The sequence below is a fragment of the Vibrio sp. N418 genome (genome assembly GCF_000222565.1).
GTDB classification, from domain to species: Bacteria; Pseudomonadota; Gammaproteobacteria; order Enterobacterales; family Vibrionaceae; genus Vibrio; species Vibrio scophthalmi.
The window spans coordinates 1-13,083 of sequence record NZ_AFWD01000022.1; the positions used below are offsets into that span (position 1 = coordinate 1).

A 13,083-nucleotide genomic window follows, 5' to 3' on the forward strand; every position below is an offset into this window, starting at 1 on the left:
GCGAGAAGCGAGAAGCGAGAAGCGAGAAGCGAGAAGCGAGAAGCGAGAAGCGAGAAGCGAGAAGCGAGAAGCGAGAAGCGAGAAGCGAGAAGCGAGAAGCGAGAAGCGAGAAGCGAGAAGCGAGAAGCGAGAAGCGAGAAGCGAGAAGCGAGAAGCGAGACATTTTTGGTGCTCTGCGCTTTGTGTCAAATTTATATTTTATTTACTCAGTGAAAAACTATGTTTAATTTTGCCAATTTTTACCAACTCATTGCCCAAGATACGCGCCTGCAACCTTGGTTGAATGTTTTGCCACAACAACTGACCGATTGGCAGAATGCCGAACATGGCGACTTTGATCGCTGGTTGCGCGCACTGAATAAAATCCCAGCGGGTACGCCAGACAATATCGATATCACCGAGTCTGTTACGATCTCGGATAACGAGCCAATGCACACTGGCGAGCTGAAAAAACTAGAGAACTTGCTGCGCACATTCCACCCATGGCGTAAAGGCCCGTACCATGTACACGGCATTCACATTGATACTGAATGGCGTAGTGACTGGAAGTGGGATCGCGTATTGCCACACATCAGCCCACTGAAAAATCGTAACGTGCTTGATGTTGGCTGTGGAAACGGTTACCACATGTGGCGCATGCTTGGTGCGGGTGCACGTTTGTGTGTCGGTATCGACCCATCACACCTATTCCTCATTCAGTTCGAAGCGATTCGCAAAATGATGGGCGACGATCAACGCGCTCACCTGCTGCCACTAGGCATTGAACAATTACCAAAGCTGGAAGCGTTTGATACTGTATTTAGTATGGGTGTGCTTTATCACCGCCGTTCACCGCTGGATCATCTGATTCAACTTAAAGACCAATTAGTCTCAGGTGGTGAGTTAGTACTGGAAACCTTGGTGATTGAAGGTGACGAAACGTCTGTTCTTGTTCCTGTTGACCGCTATGCGCAAATGCGCAATGTCTACTTCTTCCCGTCAGCAAAAGCGCTCAAAGTATGGTTAGAGCAAGTAGGCTTTGTTGACGTACGCATTGTCGATGAGAATGTCACTTCGGTGGGTGAACAGCGCACGACAGATTGGATGACGCATAATTCACTGCCAGATTATCTTGATCCAAACGATTCAAGCAAGACGGTTGAAGGTCATCCTGCGCCACGTAGAGCAGTATTGGTCGCAACTAAACCATAGATTTATTAAGCAAAAACGTCGCACACTTATCATTTCTTGACATAGATTTAACTCAGAGTAGATCTCATATCAGTAACCTTAGACAAAACGGTATAAGGATGCATAATGCATCCTTACTTTTTTATACTGCTTTAGGGTTACTTTCTCTCCTTGTGAGAACTTTTTGATCTTCCTCTATGAGGTTTCCCAAACCTTGGGCTAAAATCAAAATGTTAGTTAACTCATATCATTATCAGCAATCGTACTCAGCCAGTTCTGATTGTTGATAACAAACACAATGTACCGTAGGCGTTTTAATGTTCATCCGTATCACTCCAGTTATCGTTGTTGCACTCTTGTCAGGTTGCACACTGACTAAAGGCGAACAGTATCATCAGCAAACTCTTGCTACCCTTCACGACGTTGAAACTAATCTAAGCACGCAGATTGAATCTCTCCATTCACAAGTTTTACTCCAATCTGATCAAATTGCTGGCTTAGAAGAGCAAATTACCCGACTTCATCAGAGTTCGCAGGAATTGCAGCAAGAAACTCTCGCAAAAATCAGCGAAATCTCGGTTCAACAAAGCAAAAGTGTTGATCCCATTGTTGTTCCAACCGCGACCAATCCAACCCACGGTGTCGTGCTTGGTGAAATCGAACGTGTAACGATTGACTCTATCAAGCAAACTTTCGATGCCCGTGTTGATACTGGCGCGGCCACTTCTTCGCTTAACGCCGTCGATATCGAACAATTTGAACGTAACGGTAAGAAATGGGTTCGCTTCCACCTTTCTGATGATAAAACCCCAATGAATGACGAAAACTGGATTGAAGCACCAGTGCTGAAATTCGTTAAAATTCGCCAGTCAACCAACGAAGAAGTTGAGCGTCGTGCAGTTGTTGAGCTATGGGTTAAAGTTGGGAAAATCCATGAAAAAGCGCAGTTTACCTTGGCAGACCGCTCGCAAATGAGCCATCCTGTACTGCTGGGGCGTGAATTTATTAAAGATATCGCCGTCGTGGACGTAAGTAAGAAATACGTTCAGTCTGAAAAAGAATAAACCACAAAGGCCTTTTATGACTTCAAAAGTCCCTTTTTACATTTTCGTCAGCTTGCTGGTTATTGCCGGTATTGCACTAAGTATCTTTAGACACCAAAGCTATGGCGTACCATGGACACCGGGCGAAACACGTCAGGTTTGGGACATAGAAGCACGAGTGCAGTTTGATGCCGAAAACAAACCCGTTAAAGCATCATTAGCCGTGCCTGATACGCAAACGGGCTTTACGCTTGTTAGTGAGTCTTCCTCATCGCCAGGCTATGGTGTTTCTTACGTTAAAACCGATTCTGGCCGTCGCGCAGAATGGTCAATTCGCCAAGCTTCTGGGGCGGAAACTATCTACTATAAAGCACAGTTTTTAGTCGACCCTCAAGCCAAGGTTGCACCGATTGCACCTGACGCAGAAATCACCGCGCCAACTTTTGATGGCCCTACTGAAGCAGCGGCTATCGCGCTTATTGAACGTGCGAATAAACGCTCTGCTGATGATGTAACCTTCACTCGCGAACTGATCAAACAACTGAATGATAATGACAGCCAAAACGCGGCATTAATTCTCAATAAGATGTCGAAGGTAGAAGCGGTCTACAAAATTCTCTCTTTCAGCAAGATTGAAAGCAAAATTGTCGGCGTCATTGAACTGGAAGATGGCCGTCGTCGTCAAACCATTCAACACATGAACCAAGTATGGGACGGAAGCCAATGGCAACTGTTTAACCCTGAAACTGCAAGCCAAACCATCTCCCCCAATATTTTGGTGTGGGATGAATCTAACGTTTCTTTGCTTGATTTAGTCGGCGGTCAGAACAGCCAAGTACACTTCTCGATGATTGCTCAAGAAGTTTCGCCACAGCAGGCGACGGCAGATAAAGTAGAAGCGGACGGCTTACTCAACCTATCGATCCACAGCTTACCGCTAGAAGAGCAAGCGATGTTTAAAACCATCATGCTGATCCCAATTGGTGCGCTAATCGTGGTCTTCCTGCGTGTGATCATTGGTTTGAAAACCTCAGGTACCTTTATGCCTGTGCTGATTGCGGTAGCCTTCGTGCAGACTCAGCTTGTCACCGGCATTGTTGGCTTCCTTTTGATTGTCGGTACGGGTTTGGTGATCCGTAGTTACCTTTCAAGGCTTAACTTGTTGCTCGTCGCTCGGATCTCTGCGGTGATCATCACCGTAATCATGATTATTTCTGTATTTACCGTCGTGGCTTTTAAAGTGGGTCTGACTGAAGGTCTATCGATTACTTTCTTCCCAATGATCATCTTGTCATGGACTATCGAACGTATGTCGATTCTATGGGAAGAGGAAGGGCCGAAAGAAGTAGTACTGCAAGGTGGTGGCTCATTGATGACCGCGGTTCTTGTTTATCTAGCGATGACAAATGCCTATGTTCAGCACCTTACTTTTAACTTTATCGGCCTACAGCTAGTCGTATTGGCTTGTATTCTATTACTCGGTACTTACACAGGTTACCGCCTAACTGAACTGCGTCGCTTTAAGCCATTAGTTGAGGATTAAGCCTATGTTTCTTTCTCGCTTAGCTTCGCGCTTTACTTCGCCGTTCAAGTTGCGACATAAAGGTATTATGGGCATGAACCAACGTAACCACAGTTACATTGGTCGCTACAATGATCGCTCAAAATACCCTTTGGTGGATGATAAGTTAAAAACTAAAATTATCGCCCAAGAAGCTGGGGCGACGGTGCCGAAGCTGATTGGAGTGATCCGCCATCAAGCCGATGTGGGCAAGATTCATAATATGGTCAAGGACTGGCCTGGCTTTGTCATTAAGCCAGCTCAAGGAAGTGGCGGTAAAGGTATTTTGGTGGTTATTTCGCATAAAGATGGTGTTTACACCAAACCGTCTGGTGCAACCATCAACCAAGAAGATGTTGAACGTCACATCAGTAACGCGCTTGCTGGATTGTTCTCGCTTGGCGGTAAAAACGATGTCGCAGTGGTCGAAAACCTTATCAAGTTTGACGACTGCTTCGAGGGCTTCAGTTACGAAGGTGTACCCGACGTGCGTATTATCGTGTTCAAGGGCTATCCCGTAATGGCGATGATGCGCTGTTCAACTTCTGCCTCTGATGGTAAAGCAAACTTACACCAAGGTGCTGTTGGCGTTGGATTAGATATCGCCACTGGCCGCGCTATTCGTGCGGTACAGTTTGACCAACCTATCAGCCTTCATCCCGATACCGATAAAGATCTGATGACACTGCAAGTGCCGCATTGGGAAAAACTTCTCGTGCTTGCTTCAAGTGCATGGGAGATGACCGGACTTGGCTACATGGGGACCGACATGGTTCTCGATAAAGAAGAAGGCCCAATGGTATTGGAGCTCAATGCGCGTCCGGGCTTGGCGATTCAAATCGCCAACGGTGCTGGTTTATTGCCTCGTCTACGTCATATTGAAAACCTTGGCATACCTGCAGACTATCCAAAACCTGAAGAACGCGTTGCCTATGCGGTGAAACACTTCGCTACACCGCTCAAATAATTGGACGTAATTCCCTGATTTTAAAAGCTGCCTTGGGCAGCTTTTTTATTGTCCTCACCCATCACACCATGAAAAAAGGCTACCCGAAGGTAGCCTTTCAATCTCTGTGCTGTCAGTTTACAACTCTTCGATCAACTGCTGTGCATCACTCTTTGGTTGCTCTGTTTGACCAAAGCCGCGTAGACCCACCACGTGTACATGTTCGTGGTCTTTAAACACCTTACGCACCAGTTTGTAGGTTGTACCTTTTTCTGGGCTGATGTTTTCAGGTGCCGCGATAAGAAGCTGCATATCCAAACGGTCACATAATTCAAATAGAGTCGAGATAGACTTGGTATCCAAACGAGCCGCTTCATCAAGGAACAATAAACGACATGGAATAATGTCTTTACTGCGTAGACGACGCGATTCTTCTTCCCAGCTCTGTACTACCATCAATAGAATTGACTGACCAGTACCGATCGCCTCACCAGTTGAAAGTGCACCCGACTCTGCTTGTAACCAACCATCTGCACCACGGCAAACTTCAACGCTTAGCTCTAGGTAGTTACGGTAATCCAACAGTTCTTCACCCAAGACTTGTGGCGAGCGTTGACCCATGTCGATATGTGGGTTAACGCGTTGGAACAGCTTGGCCATCGCTTCTGAGAAGGTAAAGCGTGGGCTTTCAAACAGATCTTTGTGTTGCTCTTGTTGAGTCGCAAGACCTTGGAGTAACACCTCATGGCTTTCGCGCACCTTAACATTCAAACGCACGCCTTTCACTTGTCCAAAACCAATGTTAGATAGGCCTTGGTTCAGCATACGAATGCGATTTTGTTCACGTTGAATGGTCTTCTTAATGATGCTCGCTACCGAGTCAGAGCTAATCGCCAAACGGTTCTCACGCTGAGTTAGCTCTTCTGTTAGACGTGCTAGCTCCACTTCCATCTCTTCAATCGCTTCAACCGGATCATCGGTGCGAATGATATCTTGGCGGATACGCTCACGCAGATGTTGGTAAACCGCGATATAGAACAGCACTTTACGCTCTGGGTAAGCGGTATCTTCAGAAAGACGTAATGAATCACGTAGATCATCATTGTCAGAGACTGCTAAGCGCAATGCACCCAACGATTTATCCGACATTGAGCGTAGCTCAGCCGCAGACATGTAGGCTAATTCACGCTTATGCAAACGACGCTCTACGTCATTCGCACGTGCAAGACGCAGCACTGAACACCAACCTGCTTTCGCTAACACCACAAAAGTGCGCAGCTCAGTGTATTCCTTCTGCACTTTCTTCATACGCTTAGCCAGCGTCTTCATTTCAAGTTCAGTTGATGTAATCGTGCGCTCATGCTCACTCTTACGGCTACGAGAGGTATGTAGACGCTCTTGCAGTTCATCACGACGACGCTGGGCACGTTCTGCCGCGCCTTCGTCTGCGGTTACACCAAACTCTTGTAGCTCTTGCTTAAATTCTTGAACCGTTTCCAACTTCGCATGATGAGAACTCTTTAATGAGGCCAATACTTGGTTGTACTGGTTCATCTGCTCGCGAGTCTGTTTTAGCTCATCTCTGCTGCGAGTACGCATACGCTCAGCTTGTACCAGTTTCGCTTTAAGTTGCTCGCTCAGTTCACTGCTCTTACTGAGTAGCGCCACAGAGTCGGAATAAGCGAAGTAATGACGACGTTCAACCAAATCTGATAGAGCAAAGATTTGTGTCTTTAGAGTCTGCAGTTGCCCATCCGCAGCTTGGTAATCCGCTTCAAGCGCATCAAACTGCTCAGGGTCAACATCCAACGCACTGATCACGCTTTCCAGTTCACTCACCGCTTTCGCATGCAGTGATAAGAAGCCTTTTGCTTGTGAGACTTGCGCCAGTTTTTCTTCCACTTCAGCAAAGCGCGCTTCTAGCGTTTCGTCTTCGATAAAACGCATGATTGGAGCTAACTTATCAAGCAATGAAACCGCTTGTTTGCTCGCCAATAGCTGACTGCGTTGCTGCTGCTCTTTGCTATCAAGATCAGAGAGAATACGGGCTGCTTGGCTACGTTTTTCACGTACCGCCAATAGCGCTTTTTCTGGGTCAGCTTGGAAAGCAACTTGAATATGCTTAGCCACAAAGTTGTTGAAGGCTTGATATAGACGCTGAAGCTTTTGTGAATCGAACGCTGCCTTAGCATGGTGCTCGACTACTTCTTCACGTTCTTCACGTAACAACTCCAAACGTTGTTCACGCGCGGCGCGACCAAACAGTGGGATCTCAGGCAAGCGCGAATAACGTAGTTGTCGCTCATTCAAACGAACACATACCGCGCCTTCAAGCTCTTCCGCATCAAATGAGCTGTCATCGAACGCGTCAATGTCACCTTCGATGATGTACAGGTCTTCTGGACAGTCATCCAGTTCGACCAGTTTTTCTTCGATGCCCGCAAGATCAGAGACCACAATCGCATGACGCGCAGGGCCGTACATCGCACTGAAATAAGGTGCATCACTCAAGGTAATGTCATCGTAAATTTCAGACAGCAGTACACCGCCAAGTGTATCAGCGAGGCCTTTTACGCGCGGATCGTTTGAACCACCCGGAGACGCTAAACGCTCAATTTCACTATCAAGGAAGCTGCGACGCTCTGCCAACTTATCTTTAGCGATCGACTGCTGTTTCTCTTCCTCAAGCACCAATTGCATTTGCGTCATGACCGCTTGGCTATCAAACAGCTCTGCGCCACTTTGCTCTTTTAGGCTCTCAAGGGCGTCATTTGCAGCAATCCAAGCCGGGGCAATCGCTTCAAGTTTGCTGATTTCAGCTTGTGCATCTTGTTCTACGCGACGTTGCTCACTGCGTTGTTCACGCAAATCTTCTTGCGCGTACTCTAGCGATTCAATTTGCGCAGCATGACGCTCACGCTCTTGCTCGAAACTCAGCTCATCAATCAGCTCAACGTTGTGCTGCTTATGGTAATCTTGGCCCAACTCGCGCGCTTGGCGCTGTTGGTTCAAGCTGCCCTCAAGATCGCGATGTTGCGCGCGCCATTGCGCTTCGTTCTCACTGACTTGCTTGGCTTCACGAGCTTGATTAATCACTAGCTTGGCTTGGGCTGCTGCTTGCTCACGAGGCACATCACCTTGAATGCTACGTACTAAACGCAATGCAGTTTCAAACTGCTTAACCGCCGCTGAAGACATATCTAATTTATGTTTCAGTGCTAATAGCGTGGTGGTATTTTCGGTTTCGCGATGTTTTAACTCTGAAACTAACGCTTGTGCCGTCTCGGCCGTTAAAGAGTTATCCGCCAACAATTGTTGTGCTTTACCTAACGCTTCAACCGCTTGTTGATATTGCAATGCACGAGTTTGCTGCATGTCCAACGCTTGCTGGTAATCAGCCAACTGCGTTTTCAGGCTATCGACTTCTTCTTCTGCAACGGTCGCCTGCTCTTCAGACATCAACACGCGTTCTTGCGCTTCTTCCACTACCATCGCTTGCTCTTCAAGACGCTCGCTGAGCTCTTCAAGATCTTCTTGATAACGGGCAATTTTTTCTTGCTGACGCAGAGCGTTTTGTACTAATTGCAGATGGTCTGATGCCGCTTGGTGATCTTGCTCTAGTGCCGCTTCACCTTCAATCAGCAGTTCTAACTCTTCTTGCACGCGATTTAGCAGGTTGTTTTGCTCAATCAAGCTTTGACGCGAACCAAACAATTCACCACGCAATGACATAGTTTGTTCAATTTTGTTACGGCGCTCATTGGCATGGCGCATGTAATCAGCCGCCACGTAATTAGTCGATTCGGTAATCAAATGTTTGAACAAGTCACGATCAGCTTGGGTGGTTTTGATCGCTTCGAGCGTCATGCGGTTTTCACGCAGTGCCGATTCCATATCTTGGAAGGCTTTCTTCACCCCGCCGTTTTGTGGCAGTAAGTAGTCACGCAGTGAACGAGTGATCGCACTTGAGATACCACCGTAAAGAGAGGCTTCAATCAGGCGATAGAATTTTGAACGGTCTGCTGAGTTACGCAGTTTTTTCGGGATAACTCCGTACTCAAACATTTGCGCATGGTAATCAACAATCGATGGGAACGCTTTGAATTGCACACCTTCGTACTGCGCAACGCTCTCTTTCACTTCATTAATTTGACGCACACGAGCTTGTGTTTCAGATACGCTTTCAATCAGTAGGTCGGTTGGTTTTACATGGCTTGGTAAGCCTTGGATCACAAACGGTTTGATATCTACTTTCTTATCACGACCCGCAACTTGCTGTAGCTTCACAGCAAATAATAAACGTTGATTACGAGAGTTAACTACGTCTAGCGCAGCATAACAGGCGCCAGGCTGCAATTTACCGTAAAGACCTTTATCACGAGAAGCTTGGCTACTGCCCGCTTCTGTGGTGTTACGGAAGTGCAATAGTGTTTGGTCAGGAATAAGGGCTGTGATGAATGCCGCCATCGTGGTCGACTTACCTGCGCCGTTACCGCCTGATAGCGTGGTAACGAGACCATCAATATCAAAAGTACGAGCAAAAAAGCCGTTCCAGTTGATCATGGTCAGTGATTGATATTTACCGCGTTGAATCATGCTTCACCCTCTAATTCTTCTTGTTCTTGGTGATCATCGTCATTTAGCAAGCTACCTTGGCTTGGCTCTTGGGTATGAATTACCGCCTCACCATCACGGATCAGACGCAATTGCGCTTCACGCATATCATCACCCACACGAACGTCCGCACCAAAGCGGAACACGGCTTCACTGATGCGGAATTTACCGGTTTCACCGATATTGATGATCATGCCAAGACGACGAAGACGACGCAAAGAGGTACGTACTTTATCAAATAGCTTCTCTTTATCGAGATCGGTTCCTGTTGCACGGTTGGTCACTAACTTCATTAACTTATTTTCATCAGTTAATTGCAGCAGTTCGTCGTACAACTCTTGGTTGGTAAAGATGCCTTCATGAGCCAAACGTTCAGGGCTCAGGTAGAGGAAGCACAGTACTTTGCCCACCAGCATATCAAGCTCAGATAACACACTACGGCTGATCAATGAGGTTGAACGTGGACGCAAGTAGAAGAAGCCTTCTGGTGCTTTTACAAGTTCAGTGTTGTAACGCTGATAAAATAGCGCTAATTCGGTTTCGAAATCTGACAACAAAGCATGGTTATCTAGATCTTCACTTGAAATATGACGCCCGGCACGCAACACGCTATCGAGTGCTGGGAACAGAGGGTTGGAAATCGCTTTTGCCAGTTTTTCTGGCATGTATTCATTAGTATCGGTCGATGACATTTGCTTGTACCTTTGCACCAAATTCGTTGATCGCTTGCCAGTCTGGCTGAACCGCTTGGTAATCCGCTTCGGAATAACCCATTCTGACGGCTTGGTCGACCACTATTCGGGCTAAATCAAAATGATGAGTGCGAGGATGTTGAGCCAAATAATCGCGCAACACCGTACCTAAATCGATTGGCATGCCACGCTCTTTATGCGCTTTAAGCATCTCACCAATGCGCTCAGAAAGCTCATCATTGACTTGTTTAAACTCTTCGTATTCTACTTCTAGTGGCACTTGACCGGTCACTTCATCGTCACGCAGCACAAGGGCTTCATCACGTAAGTCGCTCAGACGCTCAGCGTCGGCATAGGTTAAAAACCAAGGCATATCGAAGTAGTCTTTCATTGATTGGCGCAGACGCGTACTAAAGGCACGGTTTTTATCCATATCGATCGCGGTACGAATAAATTTATGCACGTGACGGTCGTAACCAATCCAGAGGTCGATCGCTTGCTGACCCCAACGTGTGATTCGATCAAGCTTCATCTGGAGGCCAAACAAAGTCTCTTCGACAAACTCAAGCTCTTCATCACCGTAGATGATTTCTTGGATATCTAAAATTTGCGTTTGCAGTTCATCACCCGCCGCCTGCAAGGTATCTTGCAACTCACGCAGAGTGGTTGAGGTTTCAGACAATAAAGCTTCACAGTTGTTGATCGCTTCACGCCAATCTTTATTGAGCAGTTCGGCAATTTGCAGTTTAACCGACTGCTGTTGCTCATCCATCACACGCTGGTTGAGATCAATTTGATCAAAGATTTCGCCTACTGAGTATTTTAGAACCCCATAAACATTCTTCTTCCAGTGACCGGCCGTGCCGCCTTTTTGCGCCGCTTCAATCGCTTTTGCCATCTCATCGGCCACCATCGACAACTGAATCGATAGCTTAAGACGAGAGAATTCACGGTGACGCACATAGTAATCGGTAATACCAATCGCCAAAGGCGACAAGCGATAAATACTGACACCATCATTGATTTCGCTGGTAAAACGGCTAATTAGACGCTGCTTTACCATTTCATTGATGGCATTGTTCGCACGAAACGCAGAGGCTTCGCCCGTATCTTCAAATAATCGAGTGACGATAGTGAACGCATCATGGAGTTCACCTTCACCCAATTCTTCATCAAACCGTTCGTTACTCAATACAGAGATCGCGATAAGAAAAGCCAATCTTTCGCTACTTAGGTTCAATGAGAAATCGTGTTGCTTAACCCAGCCGACCAATTCATCAATCGGCTGCTCAGCAACATTGAGAGTCATCTCACTCATTGTTCTTCCTGTTTATCTTTCTTCTTCGCCCATACATGAATGTATCGACCTAGTGAGAGGTAAGGCTCTTGTCGGCACAATTTTTCTTCTAGCGCCAACACATCTTCATACTGGAACTCGCCCATATTTTGGCGATTACCGATGTAATCACTGAAACAGCGAATGCCAGATTTACCACAGATTTCAAAACCCGCCTCTTCGATCCATTGATAGACCTCTTCAGGAATCAAGCCTTTCTGCGGCTGGAGTTTAAATCGTTTACGGTGTGGCATGCCATCTAGCACGTGCGGAATGTTGCCACATACGACATTTTTATAGACCAAACCATGATGGTTATAAAACATCACCGAAGCGATACCATCGGTTTTGACTTGTTCAAGCAATGTTTGCAACGCTGTTTTTGGATCGACCAACCACTCCATCACGGCGTGGAACATCACCAAATCCACTTGGTTATCCATATGCTGAGCAATCTGCTGCACAGGAGAATGGATCAAGCGGTAGCGGTCGAGTAGACCATTGCGTTCTATTTCTTGTTTTGCTAATTGCAGCATCTCAGAAGATAGATCACACAGCGCCACTTGATGTCCGAGCTTGGCAATCTTTTGCGACATTTGCGCAAGGCCTCCGCCTGCGTCGAGCACTTGCAGGGTTTGAGTCTCGGCGCCCAGTTTGGCGAGCGCTTGCTCAAGATCTTGCCAGACAATGACTTGGCGAATCTCGCCTTTGTCAGAGCCGTATATGTTTTTTGCAAATTTGTGGGCAATATCGTCGAAATTACGGTCTTCAGTCACAGCAGCTTGGGTTATCATGTCTAATCGTCCTGCTATTCTGTCACAAGAAGGGCAGATATAAAGAGGGATTCTCTTAAATTCTCATCAACTGGTGTTTTTTCGGACTATTTAAGTATGTTTGAGCTGAAAAAAGTCGTCTCGTCTTTACTTATGCCTTTACCAGCAATGCTGATCATTGGCTTTATCGGCTTAATGCTGATCATGTTTACAAGAAAGCAGAAAACAGGCTGCCTGATTGTTCTCTTCTCATTTATTGGAATGTTTTTGATCTCATTCCAACCTGTTGCCTCTCGTTTATTGATGCCGATTGAGCGTCAATTTAGCGTTTTTTTACCCGTCGATAAGTCGATCGATTACGTCATGGTGCTAGGCAGTGGTCATGTGGTGGATGATTCCATCCCACCTACCTCTGAATTAAGTCGCACTGGTTTAATGCGTTTGGCCGAAGGCATCCGTATTATGCGTATCTATCCGGGCTCCAAGCTGATTCTATCAGGTTATGCTGGCGGTTCTGATGTCAGTAATGCACGCATGATGGCCAAAGTCGCTTTGGCTTTAGGTGTCGCTAAATCTGATATTATTTTGCTGGAAACAGCGAAGGACACTTGGGAAGAAGCGCGCCAGGCGGCCGCATTTGTCAAACGCAAAGAAGTGGTCTTAGTGACTTCGGCAAGCCACATGCAACGTGCATTGAATGAGTTTCATTCTGCAGGATTAAACCCATACCCTGCGCCAACCAATTATTTGGCTCAAGATGAAATTCATCAGTTCTGGAGTAAGTACACGCCAAAAGCGATTTACTTGGAACAAACTGAGCGTTACTGGCATGAAACGCTTGGTCGTATCTGGCAGAGCTTGCGTGACTGGGCCTCCGATTACGAAGAGCAAAGTATTGAAGCATCACAGAGCAATCTTTAACGTTCACTCAAGTGCTCAAAATGACTG

The 13,083-nt window shown here is 46.6% G+C and carries 10 protein-coding genes; 6 read left to right on the plus strand and 4 right to left on the minus strand.

All coding sequences use genetic code 11. The features are described 5' to 3' along the window. From RH86_RS20670 to RH86_RS03200, 5 genes are all read left to right on the plus strand, one after another. Positions 1 to 227: hypothetical protein (locus RH86_RS20670; protein ID WP_009384960.1), on the plus strand; the 227-nt coding region annotated here is incomplete at its 5' end. Beyond that, on the plus strand, positions 220 to 1,191 hold the full coding sequence (gene cmoB, locus RH86_RS03185) for a tRNA 5-methoxyuridine(34)/uridine 5-oxyacetic acid(34) synthase CmoB (protein ID WP_005600109.1): 972 nt from the start codon (positions 220 to 222) through the stop codon (positions 1,189 to 1,191). The genes RH86_RS20670 and cmoB, both read left to right, overlap by 8 nt. A gap of 296 nt (positions 1,192 to 1,487) precedes the next feature. Next, positions 1,488 to 2,234, plus strand: a complete 747-nt coding sequence (locus RH86_RS03190; RefSeq protein WP_009384962.1) for an ATP-dependent zinc protease — start codon at positions 1,488 to 1,490, stop codon at positions 2,232 to 2,234. Positions 2,235 to 2,250: 16 nt separating this feature from the next. Continuing rightward, positions 2,251 to 3,756 (plus strand): inactive transglutaminase family protein, encoded by a 1,506-nt coding sequence (locus RH86_RS03195; RefSeq protein WP_005600113.1) that lies wholly within the window; start codon positions 2,251 to 2,253, stop codon positions 3,754 to 3,756. Positions 3,757 to 3,760: 4 nt separating this feature from the next. Next, on the plus strand, positions 3,761 to 4,741 hold the full coding sequence (locus RH86_RS03200) for an alpha-L-glutamate ligase-like protein (RefSeq protein ID WP_009384964.1): 981 nt from the start codon (positions 3,761 to 3,763) through the stop codon (positions 4,739 to 4,741). 117 nt (positions 4,742 to 4,858) lie between these two features. Here RH86_RS03200 and mukB read toward each other — a convergent pair whose 3' ends face one another. From mukB to cmoM, 4 genes are read right to left on the minus strand one after another with little or no spacing between them, the layout of a single operon-like run. After that, positions 4,859 to 9,316: a chromosome partition protein MukB gene (mukB, locus tag RH86_RS03205; protein ID WP_009384965.1), complete on the minus strand. Its 4,458-nt coding sequence runs from the start codon at positions 9,314 to 9,316 to the stop codon at positions 4,859 to 4,861. Further along, the gene (gene mukE / locus RH86_RS03210) at positions 9,313 to 10,026 is read right to left on the minus strand and encodes a chromosome partition protein MukE (RefSeq protein ID WP_005600126.1); all 714 of its coding nucleotides are present in this window, start codon (positions 10,024 to 10,026) and stop codon (positions 9,313 to 9,315) included. Before mukE ends, mukB begins: the two co-directional genes overlap by 4 nt. Beyond that, positions 10,007 to 11,344 carry a chromosome partition protein MukF gene (mukF, locus tag RH86_RS03215; protein WP_009384966.1) on the minus strand — a complete coding sequence of 446 codons (1,338 nt, stop codon included), beginning with the start codon at positions 11,342 to 11,344 and terminating at the stop codon, positions 10,007 to 10,009. The genes mukE and mukF overlap by 20 nt, the downstream gene beginning before the upstream one ends. After that, the gene (gene cmoM, locus RH86_RS03220; protein ID WP_086026425.1) at positions 11,341 to 12,138 is read right to left on the minus strand and encodes a tRNA uridine 5-oxyacetic acid(34) methyltransferase CmoM; all 798 of its coding nucleotides are present in this window, start codon (positions 12,136 to 12,138) and stop codon (positions 11,341 to 11,343) included. The genes mukF and cmoM overlap by 4 nt, the downstream gene beginning before the upstream one ends. Before the next feature lie 114 nt (positions 12,139 to 12,252). On the opposite strand from cmoM, the gene elyC reads away from it, so the two are divergent. Beyond that, the gene (elyC, locus tag RH86_RS03225) at positions 12,253 to 13,056 is read left to right on the plus strand and encodes an envelope biogenesis factor ElyC (RefSeq protein WP_005600130.1); all 804 of its coding nucleotides are present in this window, start codon (positions 12,253 to 12,255) and stop codon (positions 13,054 to 13,056) included. Positions 13,057 to 13,083: the final 27 nt, after the last annotated feature.

Excerpts from the sequence above, each read along its gene's own strand:
- mukF (WP_009384966.1), bottom strand. The coding sequence starts at position 11,344 with ATGAGTGAGATGACTCTCAATGTTGCTGAGCAGCCGATTGATGAATTG.
- cmoB (WP_005600109.1), top strand. The coding sequence starts at position 220 with ATGTTTAATTTTGCCAATTTTTACCAACTCATTGCCCAAGATACGCGC.
- mukB (WP_009384965.1), bottom strand. The coding sequence starts at position 9,316 with ATGATTCAACGCGGTAAATATCAATCACTGACCATGATCAACTGGAAC.
- elyC (WP_005600130.1), top strand. The coding sequence starts at position 12,253 with ATGTTTGAGCTGAAAAAAGTCGTCTCGTCTTTACTTATGCCTTTACCA.
- mukE (WP_005600126.1), bottom strand. The coding sequence starts at position 10,026 with ATGTCATCGACCGATACTAATGAATACATGCCAGAAAAACTGGCAAAA.
- RH86_RS03200 (WP_009384964.1), top strand. The coding sequence starts at position 3,761 with ATGTTTCTTTCTCGCTTAGCTTCGCGCTTTACTTCGCCGTTCAAGTTG.
- RH86_RS03195 (WP_005600113.1), top strand. The coding sequence starts at position 2,251 with ATGACTTCAAAAGTCCCTTTTTACATTTTCGTCAGCTTGCTGGTTATT.
- RH86_RS03190 (WP_009384962.1), top strand. The coding sequence starts at position 1,488 with ATGTTCATCCGTATCACTCCAGTTATCGTTGTTGCACTCTTGTCAGGT.